General features: G+C 65.9%; 20 protein-coding genes. 8 read left to right on the top strand and 12 right to left on the bottom strand.

Annotated features, from left to right (window positions below; translation table 11 throughout):
• Nucleotides 1-7: 7 nt before the first annotated feature.
• The 3 genes from ACFRAU_RS11885 to ACFRAU_RS11875 form a co-directional block, all read right to left on the bottom strand.
• Nucleotides 8-676: a GntR family transcriptional regulator gene (locus tag ACFRAU_RS11885; RefSeq protein ID WP_377995244.1), complete on the bottom strand. Its 669-nt coding sequence runs from the start codon at nucleotides 674-676 to the stop codon at nucleotides 8-10.
• A 167-nt stretch (nucleotides 677-843) separates the two neighbouring features.
• The gene (locus tag ACFRAU_RS11880; RefSeq protein WP_378000075.1) at nucleotides 844-1,860 is read right to left on the bottom strand and encodes a sugar phosphate isomerase/epimerase family protein; all 1,017 of its coding nucleotides are present in this window, start codon (nucleotides 1,858-1,860) and stop codon (nucleotides 844-846) included.
• On the bottom strand, nucleotides 1,857-3,035 hold the full coding sequence (locus tag ACFRAU_RS11875) for a Gfo/Idh/MocA family protein (protein ID WP_378000074.1): 1,179 nt from the start codon (nucleotides 3,033-3,035) through the stop codon (nucleotides 1,857-1,859). The genes ACFRAU_RS11880 and ACFRAU_RS11875 overlap by 4 nt, the downstream gene beginning before the upstream one ends.
• 143 nt (nucleotides 3,036-3,178) lie before the next feature.
• On the opposite strand from ACFRAU_RS11875, the gene ACFRAU_RS11870 reads away from it, so the two are divergent.
• Complete coding sequence (locus ACFRAU_RS11870; protein WP_378000073.1) at nucleotides 3,179-4,183, top strand: LacI family DNA-binding transcriptional regulator; 1,005 nt, start codon at nucleotides 3,179-3,181, stop codon at nucleotides 4,181-4,183.
• Between the two features lie 70 nt (nucleotides 4,184-4,253).
• Here ACFRAU_RS11870 and ACFRAU_RS11865 read toward each other — a convergent pair whose 3' ends face one another.
• Both ACFRAU_RS11865 and ACFRAU_RS11860 read right to left on the bottom strand, forming a co-directional pair.
• The gene (locus ACFRAU_RS11865) at nucleotides 4,254-4,565 is read right to left on the bottom strand and encodes a putative quinol monooxygenase (protein WP_377995240.1); all 312 of its coding nucleotides are present in this window, start codon (nucleotides 4,563-4,565) and stop codon (nucleotides 4,254-4,256) included.
• A gap of 14 nt (nucleotides 4,566-4,579) precedes the next feature.
• On the bottom strand, nucleotides 4,580-5,629 hold the full coding sequence (locus ACFRAU_RS11860) for a LacI family DNA-binding transcriptional regulator (protein ID WP_378000072.1): 1,050 nt from the start codon (nucleotides 5,627-5,629) through the stop codon (nucleotides 4,580-4,582).
• A 205-nt stretch (nucleotides 5,630-5,834) separates the two neighbouring features.
• On the opposite strand from ACFRAU_RS11860, the gene ACFRAU_RS11855 reads away from it, so the two are divergent.
• The 4 genes from ACFRAU_RS11855 (at nucleotide 5,835) to ACFRAU_RS11840 (ending at nucleotide 11,241) form a co-directional block, all read left to right on the top strand.
• Nucleotides 5,835-7,187, top strand: coding sequence for an NAD(P)H-dependent oxidoreductase (locus ACFRAU_RS11855; RefSeq protein ID WP_378000071.1), 1,353 nt, complete (start codon nucleotides 5,835-5,837; stop codon nucleotides 7,185-7,187).
• A gap of 44 nt (nucleotides 7,188-7,231) precedes the next feature.
• Nucleotides 7,232-8,254, top strand: coding sequence for a DctP family TRAP transporter solute-binding subunit (locus ACFRAU_RS11850; RefSeq protein WP_378000070.1), 1,023 nt, complete (start codon nucleotides 7,232-7,234; stop codon nucleotides 8,252-8,254).
• 127 nt (nucleotides 8,255-8,381) lie between these two features.
• Nucleotides 8,382-10,301 (top strand): TRAP transporter large permease subunit, encoded by a 1,920-nt coding sequence (locus ACFRAU_RS11845; protein WP_378000069.1) that lies wholly within the window; start codon nucleotides 8,382-8,384, stop codon nucleotides 10,299-10,301.
• A gap of 31 nt (nucleotides 10,302-10,332) precedes the next feature.
• Entirely contained in the window at nucleotides 10,333-11,241 is a 909-nt protein-coding gene (locus tag ACFRAU_RS11840) for an NAD(P)-dependent oxidoreductase (RefSeq protein WP_378000068.1), read from the top strand.
• A 15-nt stretch (nucleotides 11,242-11,256) separates the two neighbouring features.
• On the opposite strand, the gene ACFRAU_RS11835 is transcribed toward ACFRAU_RS11840, so the two are convergent.
• Both ACFRAU_RS11835 and ACFRAU_RS11830 read right to left on the bottom strand, forming a co-directional pair.
• Entirely contained in the window at nucleotides 11,257-11,616 is a 360-nt protein-coding gene (locus ACFRAU_RS11835; RefSeq protein ID WP_378000067.1) for a hypothetical protein, read from the bottom strand.
• A 4-nt stretch (nucleotides 11,617-11,620) separates the two neighbouring features.
• Complete coding sequence (locus ACFRAU_RS11830) at nucleotides 11,621-12,100, bottom strand: NUDIX domain-containing protein (protein ID WP_378000066.1); 480 nt, start codon at nucleotides 12,098-12,100, stop codon at nucleotides 11,621-11,623.
• 188 nt (nucleotides 12,101-12,288) lie between these two features.
• Here ACFRAU_RS11830 and ACFRAU_RS11825 point away from each other — a divergent pair, with 188 nt between their 5' ends.
• The 3 genes from ACFRAU_RS11825 to ACFRAU_RS11815 all read left to right on the top strand — a co-directional run bounded on the left by ACFRAU_RS11825 (nucleotide 12,289) and on the right by ACFRAU_RS11815 (nucleotide 15,295).
• Nucleotides 12,289-12,615, top strand: coding sequence for a PepSY domain-containing protein (locus ACFRAU_RS11825; RefSeq protein WP_377995232.1), 327 nt, complete (start codon nucleotides 12,289-12,291; stop codon nucleotides 12,613-12,615).
• 137 nt (nucleotides 12,616-12,752) lie between these two features.
• Entirely contained in the window at nucleotides 12,753-13,952 is a 1,200-nt protein-coding gene (locus ACFRAU_RS11820; protein ID WP_378000065.1) for an allantoate amidohydrolase, read from the top strand.
• A complete protein-coding gene (locus ACFRAU_RS11815) occupies nucleotides 13,949-15,295 on the top strand; it encodes a formimidoylglutamate deiminase (RefSeq protein WP_378000064.1) in 1,347 nt (448 codons plus the stop codon). The genes ACFRAU_RS11820 and ACFRAU_RS11815 overlap by 4 nt, the downstream gene beginning before the upstream one ends.
• Nucleotides 15,296-15,357: 62 nt before the next feature.
• On the opposite strand, the gene ACFRAU_RS11810 is transcribed toward ACFRAU_RS11815, so the two are convergent.
• The 5 genes from ACFRAU_RS11810 to ACFRAU_RS11790 are packed head-to-tail and all read right to left on the bottom strand — an operon-like array spanning nucleotide 15,358 to nucleotide 21,137.
• Complete coding sequence (locus ACFRAU_RS11810; protein ID WP_378000063.1) at nucleotides 15,358-16,437, bottom strand: LacI family DNA-binding transcriptional regulator; 1,080 nt, start codon at nucleotides 16,435-16,437, stop codon at nucleotides 15,358-15,360.
• A 38-nt stretch (nucleotides 16,438-16,475) separates the two neighbouring features.
• Nucleotides 16,476-17,381 (bottom strand): carbohydrate ABC transporter permease, encoded by a 906-nt coding sequence (locus ACFRAU_RS11805; protein WP_377995228.1) that lies wholly within the window; start codon nucleotides 17,379-17,381, stop codon nucleotides 16,476-16,478.
• A complete protein-coding gene (locus tag ACFRAU_RS11800; protein ID WP_377995227.1) occupies nucleotides 17,378-18,259 on the bottom strand; it encodes a carbohydrate ABC transporter permease in 882 nt (293 codons plus the stop codon). Before ACFRAU_RS11800 ends, ACFRAU_RS11805 begins: the two co-directional genes overlap by 4 nt.
• Before the next feature lie 47 nt (nucleotides 18,260-18,306).
• The gene (locus ACFRAU_RS11795; protein ID WP_378000062.1) at nucleotides 18,307-19,641 is read right to left on the bottom strand and encodes an ABC transporter substrate-binding protein; all 1,335 of its coding nucleotides are present in this window, start codon (nucleotides 19,639-19,641) and stop codon (nucleotides 18,307-18,309) included.
• A gap of 59 nt (nucleotides 19,642-19,700) precedes the next feature.
• Nucleotides 19,701-21,137: a family 43 glycosylhydrolase gene (locus ACFRAU_RS11790; protein WP_378000061.1), complete on the bottom strand. Its 1,437-nt coding sequence runs from the start codon at nucleotides 21,135-21,137 to the stop codon at nucleotides 19,701-19,703.
• Nucleotides 21,138-21,246 lie beyond the last annotated feature (109 nt).

Genomic DNA, 21,246 nt, shown 5'->3' with positions numbered 1-21,246 from the left:
TCGTAAGTTACGTGGCGCTGATGTAGCTGCTGAATCCGCTGACATGGCCGGCCATGAGCGCCGTTGCCTTGGCCTCGTCCTTGGTGAGGATTGCCTGGATGACTCCATCCAGCTCAACGATGTGCTGCAGTATCAGCGGGCGCCGCTCCAGCATCAGGCCCTGGATTCTGGTCCACAGATTGGCGTAGCGGATGAGGATTTCTTCCATGTGCCGGTTGCCGGCAGCCCGGTAAACCAGCTGGTGCACGGCCAGATCCAGGCGCATCAGATCGCTCTGATCCACGGTGGCGGCTTCCAGTGAGCGGATCACCTCGGAGTACTTCCCAAAGGTCTGGAGGGCGTCTGTCCGCGCCTTCCTGGCGGCCAGTCCTGCCGCAACCGGTTCCAGCGCCTGACGCACCTCGGATATCTCCTCAAGGTCGGCAAGGTCGACCGGTGCGGCGAATGCGCCTTTTCGTGCATGGGAAACGATCAGATGGTCATTTTCGAGCCGCTTCAACGCAGCCCGGATGGGGGTGCGCCCCATCTGCATTTCCTTCGACAGTTGGGTTTCATTGATCGACGCGTTGGGCCGGATCCCCAGCATGATGACCCTGTCTGCTATCACCCGGTAGGCCACGTCCTCCAGGGACTCTTCTGTACCGCCGGTCTTTCCGGCCATGGGGATGTCCAGCATTGAGACCTACCTTTCTCCCCGCCCGCGGAGCGTCCGGCGCGTTGGACCTGCATTCCAAAGTCACAACTACGATACCCGCGGGCCGGAGGCGACCATGCGAATCAGGAAAGCCTGCCAGCTGATGGCTGGCAGGCTTTCCGTTTGTGAGTCTGTTGTTGGTCCGGAGGTTACGGGCTGACCAGCGACGCGGCCAGGGCTGCGTCTGCGTCCTTCAGGACCTTCGAGGCGACTTCGAGGCCTTCGATGCGGCCGAGTTCGACGTCTTCGTGCTCGATGTTGACGAGCATGTTGGGGTCTACTTCGTGGAGGGCGCGGAGGAACTCGGTCCAGTAGGCGGTGTCGTGGCCCTTGCCGAGGGCGACGAAGTCCCAGGCGGCCGGCTTGGGCCATTCGTTGGCCCACTCGTCGCCGCCGAGGTTGGTGCGGTTCTCCTCCGGGGAAAGCCGGCGGAAGCGGTTGTCCAGGACGCCGTAGACCGCGGCGGTGTCCTTGTTGACGCGCACGTCCTTGGCCGCGGCGTGGAAGACCAGCGGGCCGAGTTCGCGGACCACGGCCACCGGGTCCATCTGCTGCCAGAACAGGTGGGAGGCGTCCAGTTCGACGCCCACGTGGGTGGCGCCGGTCAGTTCGACGAGCCTGTACACGTCGGCGGGGTTGAAGACGAGGTTCTGCGGGTGCAGTTCCAGGGCGACCCTGACGCCGAGGTCGGCGGCAAGCCGGTCGGTTTCCTTCCAGAAGGCGGCGGCGACGCCCCACTGGTAGTCCAGGACGTCCAGGGCCGCGGAGTTCCAGGCGTTGACGATCCAGTTCGGCACGGTGGCGCCGGGTTCCCCGCCGGGCAGGCCGGACATGGTGACCACGCGGTTCTGTCCGAGGCGGTGGGCAAGGCGGATGGAGCGGCGGATGTCCTCGGCATGCTTGTCGCCGATCACGCGGTTGGGGTGCAGCGGGTTGCCGTTGCAGTTCAGTCCCGCGATCGAGACGCCGGTGCCTTCGAAGATCGCGAGGTAGTCGTCGCGGGCGGCGTCGCTTTCGAGGATGTCATCGAAGGTGGGGACGTGGACGGCGGGCAGGAACCCGCCTGAGTTGATTTCGATGCCGGTCAGGCCCAGTTCGGCGACGACCTTCAGGGCCTCGGCCAGCGGGCGGTCGTGCAGGATCGCGTTGTAGACGCCAAGCTTCATAGCGTGATCTTCTTTCCGTTGTTCAGGGCGGATTCGGTGACCGCGGCGAGCAGTTCCATGTTGCGGACGCCTTCGTCGAAGGTGGCGCAGCGCGGCAGGGATTCCGCTTCGCCCAGTCCTGCGACCTCTTCGAGGAACGCCCGCGACTGGTAGGCGAAGGCGTCGTTCTGGCCGAAGCCGACTTCGGGGGCGTCCATGGCGAGGCCGCCGGCGATGTAGGGGTGGCCGGGGCCGAGGATGACCTGGCGGTAGCCGCTCTCGTGGCCGGAGCCGTCGTTGAGGAACAGCTGGACCTCGCCGGGGCGGCGCTGGTCGAACTTGGCGGAGCCGTTCTCGCAGAAGACCTCGAAGTTGAGGCTGTTGGCGTGGCCGGCCGCGACGCGGGAGACTTCGAAGCTGCCGGCACCGTTTTCGAACTCGGCATTAAAGGCGGCGTAGTCGTCGTTCTCCACGGCCTCGAAGGTGTCGCTGACCGCAACGTGGTCGTGGCCCATGACTGCGGCGAGCGGCAGCGGCCGCTTGTCGATCGCGGTGGTCAGGCGGCCGCCGCTGATGGACTTGATGTCGCCGCAGAGGAACTCGGAAACATAGGCCAGGTGGCTTCCGACGTCGGCCAGCGCGCCGGAGCCGGGACCGCCCTTGTAACGCCAACTCATGGGGGCCGACGGGCTGAAGCCGTAGTCCGTCCAGTAGCGGCCGCTGAAGTGCAGGACGCTGCCCAGGGTTCCGTTCCGGATGAGGTCGCGGATGTAGGCGATGCCCGGGGTGCGGCGGAAGGTGAATCCGATGCGGGCGATCGAAGAGGCGTTCCGGGCGGCGTCGGCCATTGCCCGGGCGTCTTCCAGGGTGTCGCTCAGGGGTTTCTCGCACAGCACGTGCTTGCCTGCCGCGAGGAGGCCTTCCACAACTTCCCGGTGCAGCGAGTTGGCGATGACGACGCTGACCACGTCGATGTCATCAGCCTCGGCGATGGCCTGCCACGAGGTGTCGTTGCGTCCGTAGCCGAAGCGCCGCGCGGCGAGGGAGCCGAACTCCGGGTTCACGTCGCCGATGGAGACCAGCCGGATCGGCGGCAGAACGGGGTTGTACAGGGCGGATGCGGTGCGGAAGGCGGCGGCGTGGGCCTTGCCGGCCATGCCCGCCCCGATGACGGCTACGCCGATATCTTTGGGCATTGGTTTTCTCCTTTGAAACGGCTTTGCGGGACTCGGCCGCTGTGACGTGTGACGCAAAATGGAGCGCTCCATAGAAACGATAGGGGCCCGACTTTGTCCTGTCAATATCCCAAGAACGCCCCTGCGTGGGTGACAATTGCAGGGTGACCCAGGAGACCGGCAAACGCCCAAACATTTACGACGTTGCCTCCGCGGCCGGGGTATCGAAATCCCTGGTCTCGTTGGTCCTGCGCGGTGCGCCCGGCGTCTCCGCCGCCCGCCGCGCCGCCGTCGAGGAAGCCATCGAACGGCTGAACTACCGCCCAAGCCGGGCGGCGGCCACCCTGGCCGGAAACCGGTCCCGGACCATCGGCGTCGTTCTGGATGACTACCGGAATCTCTGGTTCGTGGGCCTGCTGGGAGGGCTGCACGATGAGCTCGCCCCCCTCGGTTTCCGCGTGGCTGTGGCTGACCCGTCCTTCAATGCCCACCTGGACCGGACCCCGGTGGACGGCCTCATGTCATTGCGGGTGGACGGCATTGTGATCGCGACCGAGCCCACGGAGGAGATGTTCGCGGCCGTCGACGTTCCTGCGGTGGTGGCGGGCAACCGGGACGTCGTTGTTCCGGGGGCGGATGTTGTCGCCAATGATGATCAGGCCGGCGGCCGGCTGGCCACCGAGCACCTGATCGGATTGGGGCACCGGGACATCGGGCACGTGACCGGCGGGGGCGGCGCCGCCCGGCTGCGGGCCTGGGGGTATGAGGCTGCGATGCGCGAGCACGGGCTGCGGCCGCACACCGTGCAGGGGCACGGCCTGACGATGGAGCCGGACGGCTACGAGGGGGCGCTGAGGCTGCTGGATGAAAACCCGGCGCTGACTGCGATTTTTGCCGCCAACGACGTGATGGCCATGGGTGCGGCCGCGGCGGCGCGGGACCGGGGGCGGCGGATTCCGGAGGATCTGTCCCTGATCGGCTACGACAATTCGCCGCTTGCCTCAGCGAACCTGCTGCGCCTGACCACCATCGACGGCCGCAACGGTGAGGTGGGTGCCGGGGCTGCAAAGGCCCTGCTGGACCGCATGGAGAATCCGGAGCTGCCGGTGCGGACGGAGCTTGTGGACCCGGAGCTGGTGGTCAGGACCTCGACGGCGCCGCCTGCCTGACCTTACAAGAAAGGCGACCCCCACCCGCACGGGCGGGGGTCGCCGTCGTTCTCCAGTGCCGTTATGCAGACTAGAGTGCGCCCTGCGCGCTGGTGCCTGCCGGAATGGCGGCCAGCCGCGTCACTTCCACCGGCTCCGCCAGGAGCCCCTCAAGCGAGATGTTCAGGCGCTTGACGGGGTCGCCGGCGCCGTGGGCATCGAGGAGCGCTGCGCTTTCCCACTTTTCGATCATCACGATCTGGCCGTTCGGGGCCTCGTGGATGGCGTACAGAATGCAGCCGGGCTCCTCGTGCACCTCCGCGATGGCGGGGGAGAGCGCGGCCACGACGTCATCGAAGGCACCTTCCTTGGGCGTGAACATGGCGGTGACAACTACGGTCATGGGTTTTCCTTTTCTTATCGGGCTACGGACTTGCGGGCTACGGAGCGGTCCGGTGCGGCGCAGCTGCTGCGCGGCACGAAATCCGCCTTCACTTCGATGGTTCTGGCGCCGGCGGGGAGCCGGCCCTGCATCCGTCCAAGGACGAGTTCGAGGGAATGTACCGCGAGCATGCCGATCGGCTGCCGGATCACGCTGAGCGGGGGGCTTGTCAGTTCGGTCCACGGATTGTCGTCAAAGACGATAACCGAGAGGTCGTCGGGGATGCGAACGCCCATCTGAACGAGGCGCCGCACTGAGCTTTGCACCTGGGCGGTGTTTGCCACGATCAGTCCGGTGGGGGCCTCGGGAAGCGCAAGGAGGGACCCGACGGCGTCGCCCCCGCCATCGCCGCGGAAGGGGACGTCCCGGACCAGCATGGGGTCAAGGCTTATCGATGCGCTTTCGAGGGCAGCCCGGTAGCCGCCGATTCGTGAACGTCCCGTGGATGTGCTGGCGGGTCCGGTGATCAGGCCGATCCGCTCGTGGCCGAGGGCGATGAGGTGGTCGGTGGCGCGCCGGGCCGAGTCGGAGTTTTCGATGCTGACCACGTCGACGTCGCCGAGATCCGCAATGGCGCGGTCAACGAACACCACGTTGACCCCGAGGTCCCGCAGGCGGTCCCATTTTTCGACGTTTCCGCCCGTTGGCGTGGCAATGACGCCACCCACCGAACGGTCCAGGAGCGTATCAAGGGACTCGGCCTCAAGGTGCGGGTCCTCCTGGGTGGTCATCACCACCACCTGCACCCCGTGGCTGCGGGCCTCCCACACCACGCGGTCCGCCAGTTGGGCGAAGAACGGGTTGGCGAGGTCGGTAACCACCAGGCCGACGGTGAGGGCATGGCCGGCGCTGAGTTCGCGCGCCGCAGCGCGGGGACGGTACCCGAGTTCACTGATGACATTCAGGACCTGTTCGCGCTTGGCCGGCGCAACCGGGCCGGACTCGGGGTTCAGCACCCGCGACACCACGGACACCGAGACTCCCGCCGCTGCCGCCACATCGCGGATAGTGGGCGCCTTCTTCAATGCTCCTCCTTGCGGCCGGTGGGTTTCACCGACGTCTGTTGACACAGCTTAACACTGACTGGTACAAAAGTGGAACCGGTTCCACCCGGTAATGCAGATCACAACATCTGCTAGCCCAGATCACACTTAGCTGCGACGACGAGGTGCTCCATCCCCGGATGGAAAGCTATCCCGCTTCGGTCAGTCATCAATCAGAGAGCTCCCCATGAACCTTCACAAGCTTCTTAGCGACCGCGAGAACCAGGGCCGCCCCATCCGCGTAGGGCTGATCGGCGCCGGCCGGTACGGCACCATGTACCTGGCGCAGGCGAACAACATCCCGGGCATCCATGTTGTGGCCATCGCTGACATCAATGTGAAGCGGGCAGAAGGCGCCTTCGAGCTGGTCGGCTGGCCGAAAGACCAGATCGCACCGGATATCGCCACCGCCCTCAAAAACCGCTCCACCACCATCGTGGCAAACGCCGACGAGCTGTTCGACGTCGACATCGACGTCATCGTTGAAGCCACCGGCAACCCGATCGTCGGCGTGAAGCACGCGCTGCGGGCGATCGAAACGAAGAAGCACATTATCATGGTCACGGTCGAGGCCGACGCACTGGCCGGTCCGGCCCTCGCCAAGCGCGCGGAAGAGGCCGGCGTCGTCTATTCCATGGCGTACGGCGACCAGCCCGCACTCATCATGGAACTGGTGGACTGGGCCCGGACCAGCGGCTTCGACGTGGTCTGCGCCGGCAAGGGCGCCAAGTACCTCGAGCACTACCACGAGATGAACCCGGACAACGTGTGGGAAAACTGGGAGTTCTCCAAGGAGCTCACCGACTCCGGCCAGCTGAACCCGTACATGCACACCTCCTTCCGTGACGGCACCAAGGCGTCCATCGAGATGGCCGCCGTCGCCAACGGCGCCGGCCTCACGCCGTCGGACAACGGACTGAGCTTCACTCCGGGTGACGTGGAGGAGATTGCCACGATCTGCCGCCCGGCCGACGTCGGGGGAGCCCTGGCGCACGAGGGAAGCGTCGATGTCATGTCCAGCGTCAACCGCGACGGCAGCTGGATCAGCCACAACACCCAGGAAGGCGTCTTCGTCGTCGTCAAAGCAACCAACGGTTACGTCTCCGGCTGCTTCAACGAATACCCCTGGCACCCGGACCCCACCGGCCAGTACGCAGCGCTGTACCGGCCGTACCACTACGTGGGCCTCGAACTGAACATGTCCATCGCCAACGCAGCCCTCCGCGGCATCGCCACCGGCTCGCCCGTCGGCTTCTTCGGCGACGTCGTTGCCACCGCCAAGAAGGACCTGAAGGCCGGCGAATTCCTCGACGGCGAGGGCGGCTTCACCGTCTGGGGCAAGCTCGTCTCAGCCAGGCACTCCGTGGCGATCGGCGCATTGCCGGTGGCACTCGCCCACCACGTTGAACTGCGTGCAGACATCGCCAAGGGCGCAACCGTCCGCTGGGAGGACGTCATCATGGACGAGTCCCTCTCCCAGGCCCTTGAACTGCGCCGCGAAACGGAAGCGCTCGTCTCGGAAGCCGCCCTGAGCGCCTGATCATCCGCTTTACCCAGACTCCTTCCAATGAAGAAAGGCATCACATGAACACCAAGACCCGCGCCCTCACCGGAGTGCTGGCCACCACCCTCGCCGCCACTCTCCTCGCCGGATGCGCTTCCGGAGCGCCGGGCGGGGGTGCGCCGGTGGCCAAGATCCAGCTGTCCATCCCGGACCCGCTGACCTCCTCGGTGGGCGTCTCGGCCCAGCACTTCGCCGACCAGGTCAAGAAGACCTCCAACGGCTCAGTGGTTGTCACCGTGGTGCCCAACGGGACCAGCTTCAGCGGAGACCAGAACGCCGCCGTCACCAGGCTGCAGGGCGGGTCCCTGGACGCGCTGATCCTGTCGACGTCGGTGTACGCGTCCGTGGTCCCGGAAATGAACGCCATCAGCATCCCCTACCTCTTTGACGACACGAAGGAGGAGGCAGCGTTCCTGGCAGGAAAGCCCGGCGACATGCTGAAGGAAAAGCTCAAAGAGAAGAACACGGTGGCGCTGTCCTTCCTCACCCGGACCGGCCGCCAGATCACCAACTCCGAACGGCCCATCGAGCAGCCGTCAGACCTCAAGGGCCTGAAGATCCGCGTTCCCGGCAACCCGCTGTGGACCGACTTCTTCGGCAAGCTGGGCGCCAGCCCCACCACCATGGCGTTCTCCGAGGTGTTCACCGGCCTGCAGACCGGAACCATCGACGGACAGGAAAACCCGATCGAGGTGCCGTGGACCAACAAGTTCTCCGAGGTCCAGAAGTACGTCTCGCTGACGCACCACATCAACGACGCCTGGGTCCTTGCCCTGTCCTCCAAGAAGTGGGACTCGCTCAACGATGACCAGAAGAAGGCCCTGACGGACGCCTCGGCCGAGACCGCCACCTTCAAGACGGCGTACGACGCCGAGCAGTCGGAAAAGCAGCTGGCCGAGCTTACCGCCAAGGGCATGAAGGCCAACGAGCCCACCGCCGCCGGGCTTGAGCAGTTCAAGGCCGTGTCCAAGAGCCTCTACCCGGACTTCTCGAAGCTGATCGGCAAGGAATTCTTCGACCAGGCGATTACCGCAGCCAAGTAGAACCCGGTGAGGGCCGGAGCGCAGTCCGGCGCTCCGGCCCTCAGCCCCACATCCCGCACGCAGCATCCCCGCACTCAGCATCCCCTCACTCAGCATCCCGCTCTCAACGTTGACAGTCTGGAAGAACATGGAACATACACTCGCACCCAAGGAACTCGAAGAGGTCCTTCCGTCTGATGCGGAAGAGATCCTCCACCACGGGCACGTTGCACCGCGCTGGAGCGGGGCCGTCTGGCTGGACAAGGCCCTGGAATGGACTGTCGGCGCGGCGATCCTCGCCGAACTCGTCGTGATCCTGCTGAACATCATGGTCAGGGTGGTCACCGGGGATTCCGTGCTGTGGACCCAGGAAGTGTCTGAAATTGCGCTCCTGACCATCGCCTTCATCGGCGGTGCGATCGCCTACCCCAAGGGTGCGCACATGGCCGTCCAGGCCCTGATCATGCGGCTTCCGGTCAGCTGGAAGCCCTACCTGGCGGCCCTCGTCGACTGCCTCGTCTTCGTCATGAGTGCGGGTGCCTTTGCCCTCTTCGTTCCCACCCTCGTCCAGCAACTCGAGGAAAAGACGCCTATCCTCCAGCTGCCGGTGTTCTGGGTCTCGCTGCCCTTCTCGGTTGGCATGGTGCTCATTGCCTGGTTTGCCGTCCTGAAACTCTGGCGGCAGCCGCGCCGCGCCGTCCTGGTCGGGGCGGGGATCACCGCCGTCCTGGCCGCCGTCGTTGTCCTGTCCCAGCCGCTGTTCTACTACGCCTCGCCCAACCTCCTCCTCGGCGTGGTCCTGGTTGCCCTGTTCGCCCTGCTGTTCCTCGGCCTGCCCATCGCGTTCGTCCTGGCGCTGGCCTCCGGCATCTACCTCTACCTCGGCGGGATCTCCGAGGTCAGTGCCATCCCGATCGGCATGGCCTCCGGGGCCAAGGGCTTCGTGCTGCTGGCCATCCCGTTCTTCATCCTCGCCGGAACCGTCATGAACTCCGCCGGCCTGACCCTGCCGCTCGCCAAGCTGGTGGACGCACTCATCGGGCACCTGCGGGGCGGTCTCCTCCAGGTGGTCGTCGTGACCATGTACATCTTCTCCGGCATCTCCGGGTCCAAGGTTGCGGACGTCGCCGCCGTGGGCACCACCATGCGCGGCATGCTCGAGGAACGAAAGTACCCGCGCGGCGAGGTGGTCGCGGTGCTCTCCGCCTCGGCCATCATGGGTGAGACCATCCCGCCGAGTATCGTCCTGCTCATCATGGGCTCCATCACCACGATCTCCACCACCACCCTGTTCCTCGCCGGCTTTGTTCCGGCAGCCTTCCTGGCCCTCGTGGTCATGGCGCTCGTTTTCCTCCGCGCAAAGAAGCAGGGCGGCGTCTCCAGCCCCAAGGCCACCTGGCGTGCGCGCGGTTCCGCCACGTTCTTCGCCATCCCCACGCTGCTGCTTCCGGTGGGCATGGTGGTGGGCATCCTGAGCGGCTTCGCCACCCCCACCGAGGTGTCATCGGTCGCCGTCGCCTACGCCTTCATCCTTGCCGCCGCCTACCGGCGCGGCAGCAGGCGGCTGCTGGGCGATACGCTGCGGGAAACGACGACGACGGCGGGCATGGTTCTGTTCATCATCGCTGCCGCGTCGCCGCTGGCCCAGACGCTTGCCCTCGCCGGTGTGTCCCAGCAGATCCACGACCTCATGTCCGGGCTGGGCGACTCGCCCATCCTCTTCATGCTGTTCACCGTGGTGCTGCTGGTCATCATGGGCCAGCTGCTCGAGGGCCTGCCCGCCGTCCTGATCTTCGCGCCGCTGCTCCTTCCCATCGCCACCGAATTCGGCGTCAATCCGGTGCAGTACGCCATGGTGCTGATCATCTCCATGGGCATCGGGTCATTCGCCCCGCCGGCCGGCGTCGGCTTCTACGTCGCCTGCGCAACCGGCCTCGAGACCGTGGAAAAGAGCCTCAAGCACTTCTGGCCCTACCTCATCGCTGTCTTCATCGGGCTGCTGGTGCTGGCCGCCGTTCCGTGGTTCAGCACCTTCCTGCCTGCCGTGGCCGGACTCATCCCCTTCTAACGAACTTCCCTTTCCAAAGAACATGAGCACAGTGACAGATACACAGAACCTCATCCCGGACCTCCCCACGTCCGTTGCCCTGCTGGGCACCGGACCCATGGGTGCCCCGATCGCCAGGAACATCCTCGCCGGCGGCGTTCCCCTCACGCTCTGGAACCGCACCGCGGAAAAAGCCAGGGCCATCGAAGGGGGACGCGTGGCTGCCACCCCGGCCGGGGCCGCCGCCGAGGTTGTCCTGACTGTTTTGCCGGACCTGCCGCAGGTTGCTGACCTCTTGTCCGGTGAGGACGGACTGCTGGCCGGATGGCGGGCCGCCGGCATCGAGAAACCGGTTCTGGTGGTCCACGGAACGGTTTCCCCCGTGGCGATTGCCCGGTTCGCCGAGGACTGCCGCCGCCAGCACGGGGTCACGGTGGTGGACGCCCCGCTCAGCGGCGGAACCATAGGCGCCGAGGAGGGCCGGCTGAGCACCATGGTGGGAGGACCCGCCGACGTTGTGCAGCGACTCCTGCCGCTCTTCGGGCTCTACAGTTCCACCGTCATCCGCTTCGGTGAAACCGGCGCGGGGTCCACAGTGAAGGCGTGCAACCAGATCGTCGTCTCCGCCACCGTCACGGCTCTGGCCGAGGCGATGGCCGTGGCCACCGCCAGCGGGCTCGACCTCGCGCAGGTGCAGTCGATTCTGGCCGGCGGGCTGGCGAATTCGGAGGTGCTCCGGCAAAAGGGCCAGCGCTGGATTGACGGGGAGTTCGACGGCGGCGGCTCGGCGAAGAACCAGCTGAAAGACCTGAACTTCATCGCCGAGATCGCCAAGGACACAGGCCTGAAGCTGCCTCTGTCCGCCAGCGTCCGCGGTGCCTTCGAGCTCATGGTCGCCGCGGGCGACGGCGACCTGGACCATACCGGGATCTACCGGACGGTCCTCGGCCAGGGACTATAGGCCCGTCCGGGCACCTTATGAGTCCATAAGGCGCCGGGCGTGCTCGGCCTCGGACGGATCGAGCTCACCCGGTCCGGCGCCCAGGAACTCCCAGCGGCTGGTGCGGCCGTCCGGGCCGATGAGGCTCCCCTGGCGGAGCGCGTCCTCGATGCGGCCGCGGACAACCGCTTCATCGGCCGGTTCCGTGGCGAAGATGATCCGCAGGCTGACGGTGTCGCCGTTCCTCTCGGGCCGGGTGTGGTGGGGCGCCAGCGGGCAGGGCGGCGGATGGTCCCAGCTTCCGCACAGCCCAAGGGTGACGGCGGCACCCAAAGCGCGCAGGTCGCCGTCGGCCTTCATCACCACGGTGGCCTGGTGTACGAACGCCGCCCGCATGGCGTCATTCCCCCTCAGTGGCACGGAGGTGCTCGAGCAGGGCGTCCAGGATCGGCAATTGGCCCTTGACCAGCTTGATGCGGGCTTCGGATTCAGCGATCCATTCGGCGCGGTCGATCTCGGGGAAGTCCTGGACGGTTCCCGACCCCTTGGGCCACTCCAGCGGAAAGGTGTTGCTCAGGATTTTCTCGGGCGCGAAGGCGGATGCGGCCGTGAATACGGTGATGAGCTTGCCGGAGGGCTGCTTGAAGGTTCCGAGCAGCACGTAGTCCGCGGAAGGTGCCGGGACCCCCATTTCCTCGGCAAACTCGCGCTGCGCCGCCGCCAGCGGATCCTCATCTTCAAGGTACTCGCCCTTGGGAATCGACCAGGCGTGCTGGTCCTTGCGCTCCCAGAAGGGCCCGCCCATGTGGGCGATCCACACTTCCAATGCAGTTCTGCCGTCCCGCCGGTACAGCAGAAGGCCCGCGCTCCTGACCGCCATGTTGCCCTCCTGCCCCAAGGCTACCCTTGGCTGCGCGGCAACGGCTGGCGGTTGCTGTGCCCGGCGAGCAGAATGGCCGCCACGTTGGTGGCGACGATGATCGCGATGCACAACCGTTGATCGCGCCCAACCGTTGATCCTGCCCCCTGCACAGGGGAAACTGGAAAAACGAGCGGGAGGAGTCTGTCATGCGCAAGAGAACAGCCTGGATTATTGGAGCAGCCGTTGCTGCGGCGGCTCTGGGAGGAGCGTCGGTGGCCGCTGCTTCCGTCAACCCCTTCGACGACGAATCAACCACCAACGGCAGCACGGAGCAGCCGCTGAATCAGACCGACCGCGACAAGGCAGTCGACGCCGCGATGGCCAAGGTGGGGTCCGGGCAGGTGACCGAGGTCGAGCGGGGCGACAGTGCCGGTTCCTCGTATGAGGTGGAGATCCGCAAGGCCGACGGGTCCGAGGTGGAGGTCAACATCGGTGCCGACTTCCAAGTCCTGAGCCAGAGCGCGGACGACTGACACAACCAGCGAGTTTTTGTCCAGATATCGCGAGGAAATGGCGCTTTAGCTCGCGATATCTGGACAAAAACTCCTGCCAGTTTGCGGCGCGTTTCAGATCAGGATGGTTCCTTCGAGGGGAGGACTGGGAGGTTCATGTGGAAACCGTCAATCAGCTCCTTGATTCCATCAAGGACGTGGGCCGCGACGCGGTGCGCGGAGGCTATTCCCGGCCCGTCTACTCGACGGCGGAACTCGACCTGAGGGCGTGGTTCATCGAACGGGCGCTCCAGCGCGGCCTCGCCGTCGAGACCGACCGCAACGGCATCATCTGGGCCTGGTGGGGTAAACCCCAAGACGGTGCGCTGGTTACGGGGAGCCACCTCGATTCAGTGCCCGGCGGCGGTGCGTTCGATGGCCCGCTTGGCGTCGCGTCGGCACTCGCCGCCGTCGACATCCTGATGGCCCGCGGAACGGTGCCGGCCCGGTCCCTGGCCATCACGGTGTTCCCGGAGGAGGAGGGCTCCCGGTTTGGTGTGGCCTGCCTCGGATCCCGCCTCCTCACCGGAGCCATCGACGTGGACAAGGCGCGGAACCTGCGCGACGGCGACGGCAACACCTTTGCGGACGCCGCACGGCTGAACGGCCTCGATCCCCGCCACGTCGGTCCGGATCCCCACGCCCTGGCTCGGATCGGGGATTTTGTAGAACTGCACGTCGAACAGGGCAAGGGCCTGGGCAACGGCGGCCCGGCCATCGCCGTCGGACGTTCCATCCTGGGGCACGGCCGGTGGAAGCTGAGCATCAGCGGCCAGGGCAACCACGCCGGGACCACCCTGATGGCCGACCGTGCGGATCCGATGGTCGCAGCGGCGCAGATCATCGTCGCCGTACGCGATGCCGCTGCAACGCAGCCGGACGCTCGGGCCACGGTGGGACGCCTGACGCCGGTACCCGGCGGAACCAACGTCATTGCCTCCCGTGTGGACATGTGGCTCGACGCGAGGCATCCCGACGACGCCGTGACCGCCCGGCTGATCGAATCGATCTTCGGCGCCGCCCGGCAGATAGCTGCCGGTGAGGGGTGCTCCGTTGCCCTCACCGAGGAGTCCTACAGCGGCACTGTCCACTTCGATCCCGGCCTGACCCGGCGAATCAGCAGGATCCTGCCCGGCGCCCCGGTGCTCGCCACAGGTGCCGGCCACGACGCCGGCGTGCTGTCGGCCTATGTGCCGTCCGCGATGCTGTTCGTCCGCAATCCCAGCGGCATCTCGCATTCCCCCGAAGAGTATGTTGCCGACGAGGACGCCAACACCGGTGCCGAGGCGCTCGCGGATGTCCTTGAGGGCCTGCTGTGAAGGGCATCTGGTGCGAAACGGCGGTCATCGGTGGCGACGGCGGTTCAGCCGCGGCATCCGGCGTCCGGCTTGAAGTGCAGGACGGCCGCATCTCCAAAGTCACTGCCGGCGTCCCTCCCCAAGCTACTGACCAGAGGCTGCACGGTGTGGTGTTCCCCGCGGCGGCCAACGCGCATTCGCATGCGTTCCACAGGATCCTGCGGGGCCGGACCCATGCGGGGCGCGGGGACTTCTGGGTGTGGCGGGAACAGATGTATCGAAGCGCTGCCGAGCTGACGCCTGAGAGGTACGAAAAGCTCGCCACTGCAGTCTTCGCCGAGATGGTGGTTTCCGGCTTCAGCAGCGTGGCGGAGTTCCACTATGTCCACCACAGGCCCGGCGGGAAGCCCTACGCCGAGCCGCACGCCATGGAACTGGCGCTTGCCCGCGCGGCCGCAGCCGCCGGCATCCGGCTGACGCTGCTGGACACCCTGTACCTGGCCGGGGGCATCCACTCGCCGCTCAGCCCGGAACAGGCACGGTTCGGCGACGCCGGCGCCCAAGGCTGGCTGGAACGGCTCGCTTCGCTTCGGCAAGTGATAGCGGAGACCTTTTCCCCGGACCTGATCAGCGTGGGCGCAGCCCTGCACTCCGTGCGCGCAGTACCGGAGGAAGCCTTCAAAATCGTCGCCCGGCAGTTGCCGGCCGACATTCCGCTCCACATCCACCTGAGCGAGCAACCCGCAGAGAACCGCGCGTGCCTGGAGAGTTACGGGGTCACCCCGGCCGGGCTGCTTGACCGGCACGGGCTGTTGTCCCGGCGGCTTTCCGTTGTCCACGCCACCCATCTTTCGGCGGAGGATGTCCACCTCCTCGGAGAAGCAGGCGTCACTGCCGTCCTGTGCCCCACCACCGAAGCCGATCTCGCGGACGGGATCGGACCTGCGCGCTCGCTGTTCGACGCCGGTGCGAAGATCGCCCTGGGCACTGACCAGCACGCGAACATCGATCCCTGGGCTGAAATGCGCGCCCTCGAATACGGGGAACGCCTCGGGTCCCATCAGCGGGGCCGGTTCTCGCCACAGGAACTCCTCCACGCCGCCACGGCCGGTGCCTCGTCGTCGATGGGCACACCCATAGCGTCCGCCATCGGGCCGGGAGCCGTCTGCGACCTCATGGCCGTGGACCCCGACTCGGTCCGGACCGCCGGCTCAAGTCCGCAGCAACTGGCGTACAGCGCCACTGCAAGCGACGTCACGGACGTCGTCATCGCCGGCCAACCAGTGGCTTCCAAAGGCACCCATCTGCGGCTGGGCAGTGTGGGGAGCCTGATGGCCGAGGCGCTCAAGGAGTTCTCCGCCTGAAAGGCCGGGCAGTGCCTGACTGGAACGGGCAGCGCCTGACAAGAGTGGGCAGTGCCGGAAGGTCAGGCGGGTGCCTGTACCCGCACGGACGTCCGTTCCACGGTGGGGCAGTGGATTTTGGCGGCGGCCCTGGCCGGTGGTTCTTCCAGACCCAGCAGGATCCGCACGCCGGCGGCCCCGAGTTCATAGTGCGGGAGCGCCACCGTGGAAAGCGGCGGGCGGAGGTGCGCTGCGATGACTTCCTGGTTGTCGAAGCCGACCACCGCCATGTCCTCCGGGATGGACAGTCCCTGCTCGCGCAGGGCGTCGTAAAGGCCCATCGCCATGCGGTCGTTGTAGCAGTAGACGGCGGTGACGCCGAGTTGCAGCAGCTCCTGTGTGGCTCCGTATCCGCCTTCCTGGTCGGGGTAGGCCTCCAGGACCAGATCCGGGTCGAAGGGAATGCCCGCGTTTTCCAGGGCGCGCTTGTAGCCCTCAAGGCGTCCGTCCTTGGCCGGTGCGGGGGTGGTGGCGTTGATGAACGCGATCCTGCGGTGTCCGTGCCCCAGCAGGATTTCAGTTGCGGATTGTCCGCCCTGCGCCTCATCGGGCACGACGGCCCTCGCGTCCGGGTCCTTCGAGAAGCAGTTCACGAGAACGAAGTCCGCCTCGTGGAGGGACACCGGTACGTCGGTTTCCCGGTGGAACCACGTGGAGTACAGGATGCCACGCACTTTGTACTCCAGCATCATCGTGATGGCGTCGTTCTCGAGGTCCGCGTTGCCTTCGGTGTTGGCAATGAGGAGGGCATAGCCGTGCTTCCAGGCCTCGTCCTGCGCCCCCTGGATGATCTGGCCGGCGAACGGCGTGGTGGCGATGGCGTCGGCCACCAGGCCGATGAATCGGGAAGTGCCGCTGACCAGTGTTTTGGCCAGGGCATTGGGCCGGTAGCCCAGTTTGCTGATTGCATCGCGGACCCGTTTGCGGGTCTCGGCCGAGATGCGGGCGTCCTTTTTCTTGTTGACCACCAGGGAGACGGTCGCCGTCGATACGCCTGCCTCCTCGGCCACCTGACGAAGGGTAACTGGGTGGGCGCGCCCGGATGCCTTCGGGGACCGCGTCCCGCTGACGGGACCACCCGAACTTTTCTCCTTTGAAACCATCTGCCCTCCGTCAGGAGTATATCCGTCTGCGACGGCCGTCATCCCTTGGTCGCCCCGCTCTCCAGGCCCTGGATCATTGCCTTGTTCAGCACCAGGAAGACCAGCAGCAGGGGCGTGATGGTGACGCAGACGGCGGCGAACGTCGCAGTCCAGTCGACCTTGCCCATGGCGCCGATGTAGTTCTGCAGGCCCAGCGGGATCGTCTTCAGTTCCTCGGACAGGACGAAGGTGTTGGCGAAGATGAAGTCGTTCCAGATGAAGATGCTGTTGACCAGCACCACCGTCACGATGGTGTTCAGTGACAGGGGGAGCGTGATCAGCCCGAAGATCCGGTACGGCCCGGCGCCGTCCAGCGAAGCAGCCTCGTACGTTTCCCGGGGGATGTAGTCGAAGAACGAGGAAAACAGGTAGACCGACATTGGCAGCGAGAACCCGGCCAGGGGAATGATCATCGACTGGTAGGTGTCCAGCAGGTTCACCGTGGAGTAGTCGATGAACAGCGGGACCAACGCGATCTGGACAGGAACGATGATGCCGATCATGAACAGCCCGCGGACCAGGCGGCTGAGCCGGAAGCCGAGCACCTGGATGGCGTAGGCGGCCATCATGCCCAGCAGCACGATCAGGATGTTCGCGCCCATGGTGACGATGAAGCTGTTCAGGATGTTCCGGCCAAGGTCGCCGGTTTCGAAGGCCCGGGCGTAGTTCTCCCAGGTGAGAGCCTTGGGCAGGCCGAAGGGGTCCCCGGCAGCGAAGTCGGTCTCGCTGCGCAGGCTGGTCACGAACAGCCAGGCCAGCGGATAGACCTGGACGATGACGATGAGCGCCACCAGGACGCGCGACAGGGTCTTGAAGACGCTCGGCGGGCGGCGCCGGCGGGAGGCAGGAGGCGCCGGAGACGGCGCGGCGCGGCGGGTGGCGGCGGGTGCTGTCTGGGTGATCATGAATCTGCCTTCCGCTTGAGCATGAAGAGGATGAGGCCGACGGCGACGAGGCACTCGATCACGATGAACACGGAGATGGTGCTGGCGTACCCGAAGTCGGTGCTGGTGAACGCTGTCTTGTACATGTAAGTGGTCAGGAGTTCCGAGGACTGGCCGGGCCCGCCGTTGGTCATGAGGTAGGGGATGTCGAAGCCGCGCAGCCCGTAGGTGGTGGCCATGATGGTGGTGGTGATCCACACGGGACGGATGTAGGGGAACCGGATCTTGGTGAACAGCGTCCACCGGGACGCGCCGTCGAGCACGGCGGCCTCTTCCAGTTCCTTCGGCACAGCCATCAGCGCCGCGTAGATGATGAGCATGTACAGCCCGGTGAACCGCCAGCCCTCGGGGGCGGAGACGGCTGCGAGGACGGTATTAATGTCCGAAAGCCAGGCGCGTTCCAGGCTTCCCAGACCGATCCAGTGCAGGAGCTGGTTGAGCAGGCCGACGGGGTCGATGGAGTAGATGCGCACGAAGAGGAAGGCGATCGCGACGGTGGAGATGACAGCCGGCAGGAGGTAGAGGGTCTTGATGAGCTCACGGCCGCGGCGCAGCGAGGTGAGCAGGCTGGCCACGAGCAGGGCGCCGCCCAGCTGCAGGACCAGGCAGATGGCCAGGTAGCCGAGGGCGTTGAAAAAGGAGCGCCAGAAGATGTCATCGGCGGTGAACATGCGGAGATAGTTGGCCAGCCCCACGAACTCCATGTCGCCGATGCCGTTCCAGGAGTAGAAGCTCAGGAACAGGGACTGGAGGATCGGGAACAGCACGGCCGCCCCGTACAGGAGCAGCGGAGGAAGCAGGAAGACCAGAACTGAGAGCCGGGATCTGTTGGGCAGCATGATGGGGCCTTTCGGGCGGGGGACCGTCAGTCCCCCGCCGCATGGGGTTACTTGAAGAACTTCGGGGCGTTCTGCGCGACGGTGCTGTCCATCGTGCTGGTGAACTGCTCGGGCGTGATGTCGCCCTGGACCAGGAGCACCAGCTCCTGCTGCAGCCTGCTGTTGGTGGTGGGATCAAGCTGCGTGTCCCACGGCATGGCCTGCTTTTCCCCGAGGTCGGCGGCCTTCTCGATGGCCTTCTTGTACAGGGGGGTGGCGTTGGCGGGGATGGCGGTTTTGACGTTGGTGGTGGGCGAGAGCGCTCCGGTGGCTGCGTATTCGGCCGGGTACTTTTCCAGGGCGAACTTGAGGAAGTCACTCACCAGCGGGTCGTACGTCTTGGCGTTCACGGCCATGCCGATGCCTGACGGGGACACGAATTCGTTGGCGGCGGTGGCGGATCCCTCCGTGGTGGGCAGGGTGATGAAGTCAATGTCATTCCGCACGGCGGGGTTCAGCTTGTCCGTGGCCAGGCTGGGCAGCTCCCAGGTGCCGATGTTGTACATCGCTGCCTTGCCGGAGGTGAACTGGTTCTGGGCGTCGGAGTACCCCTGCGAGGAGAAGCCGTCCTGGAAGCACTTGGCCTTGCCGAGGGCGGCCAGCCATTCGACGGCCTTCTGGCCCGCGGGATCGGAGAACTTGGCCTCGCCCTTCTTCAGCTTCTGGATGAAGTCCGGGCCGGCTTCGCGGAACGGCTGGTAGGCGACGTAGCGTTCCAGCGGCCACTGGTCCTGGCCGTCGAGGGCGATCGGCGTGATGCCGGCCTTGCGCAGCGCCGTGCACATGGCGGGGAGGTCGTCGAGCGACTTCGGTGTGGATACCCCTGCCTTCTGCAGCAGTGCCTTGTTGTACCAGATGAACTCCAGCTCGAACTGGAACGGGATCATGTAGAGGGATCCGTCGTCGAACCGCTGGTAGTCCAGCGCGCCGGGCCGGTAGTTGTCGTAGACGTTGAGGGTCTTCAGCAGCTTCTCGCCGTCGAGCATCTTGCCCTGCTTGGCCAGCTGCTGGGCGAACGGGGTGGCGTCGGTGTCGAAGAGCTCGGGAAGCTTGTTGGCGGCCGCGAGGGTTTCGAGCTTCTGGATGTAGGAGGGCCGGTCCGGGGTGGTGATCAGGTTCAGTGAGAAGCCGGGGTGGTCCTTGGTGTAATCGGCGGCCAGCTTCTTCATGATGTTGATGACGGGGCCGTCGGCCGGCCGGGACAGCAGCCAGGAGATTTCCCGGGGCTTGATCTCGCCGGTGGGGGTCACGTTGGAGGGGTTACTGGCCCCTCCGCCGCCACAGCCTGCCAGGGCCAGGGCGGTGACAGCGGCGACGGCGGCTGTGCGGAGCAGTTTTTTCATGGCGGCAATCTTCCTTGATTGGAACGGGCTTGATGGGAACGGAGGTTGAAGGTGGGTATTCAGTTGTTGGAGCGCTGACGTATCTCGAGTTCGGTGAGGCTGGCGGACCCTTCGCCGGCGAAGACGCCGATCCGGTTGCCGGGCAAGCCGTAGATCCGGGTGCTGAGGCTGACCTGCCGGTCCACGACGGCGACCAGCAGGTCGCCGTCGACGATCACCTCAAGCGTGTGGGCGCCGGGGCTGAGATCGCAGGGGCGTTCGAGCTCAATGTCGAAGGGGACGTCGCCCGAAACATGCCATTGCGCGTCGCCGGTGACCTTCCGCGGCCACCGGTCAAAGACCAGGCGGCCGCGTTTCGGTTCCAGCCGCAGGATGTAGGACTGGTCGCCGTCGGCGCTGGAGCGCAGCAGCAGTCCGCACTCGGTGGTGCCGGCGGCAATGTCCAGGACCGCCTTGGCGTAAAACTGCCGGGGCAGGTCCTCGTCGGAGATGACGGCCGCATACCCGTCCGGGACGTCCAGCTTTGCGGGCAGTTCCTGGTTGTCGAGAGCCGGAACCTTGTCCCAGAAGCTGTCCACGAGCTCATCCGGGAAGGAGAAGCCCAGCGTGCCGTCCGGGTTCTGGCGCGCTTCGAGCACTGACATGGTGCCCGCCCACTGCCAGGGGCCGTCGTCGTGGCTGTCCTCCTTGCTGGCGATCCATCCGAAGAGGAAGCGGCGCCCGCCCCGTTCGGCGGTCTTGGAGGCGTAGAAGGCGCGGCCGTCGATGCTGTCCAGGTGGGGCACCGACCAGGGGCCGTCGGGGCTTTTGGACATCCGGTACCGGGTGGTGAACGATTCCGAGAACTCGGAGTAGACCATGTACCACCAGTCGCCCCAGGCGAAAACATCGGGGCATTCATGGGTGATGTAGCGCCGGGGATCCCAGAAGGGTTCGGTGTGCTCCCAGCTCAGGAGGTCGGAGGAGACGCACTGGGCGATGACGCCGCGGCGGCGCTCCGGACCTTTCTCGTGCCGTGCCGCCAGCAGCATCCGCCACTGCCCGGCTGCTTCGTCGCGGAAGACGAACGGGTCCCGCCAGTCGCCGGTCTCCAGCCCGGCGGGGGCCCCGAAGGTCAGTTCCGGGTGCTTGGCCCAGGTCTTCATGCCATCGGTGCTGGTGGCGTGCATGACCAGCTGCAGGGGCAGCCCGTCGGCGCCCAGGTTCCGCGGGTTCTGGCCGGTGTAGAACAGGTGGTGGGTGCCGTCGCCGTCCCTCACGATGCTGCCCGTGTAGGCGTTGAAGTCCAGCTCGTCCTCACCGCCGTGGTGCAGTGACACCCCGTGGTCCTGGAACTGGACCAGGTCCTTGGTGGTCACCAGATTCCACGAGGTCCCCGGCTTAGGGTCCGAGCGGACTTCGTGAAGGTAGAAGAGCCAGAACTCGCCGTCCTGCTCGTAGGGAATAAGATCTCCCACCCATCCGTCGGCGGGCTGGAAGAAGACTGGGTGATTCATCGGCGCTGATGTCCATTCTGCTAAAGCGTTTGATCACCTAGAAGCTAGCCTGCTTCGGCGTTGTGATCAAGCGTTTTAGCAAAATTAGATTTCCGGTCCCGCGCTTGGG

Origin of the sequence: Arthrobacter sp. NPDC056691 (assembly GCF_042791415.1) — a bacterium.
Taxonomy (GTDB): Bacteria; Actinomycetota; Actinomycetes; order Actinomycetales; family Micrococcaceae; genus Arthrobacter.
Note: the sequence above shows the minus strand (reverse complement) of the source record. Positions and strands in the feature narration are given on the sequence as shown.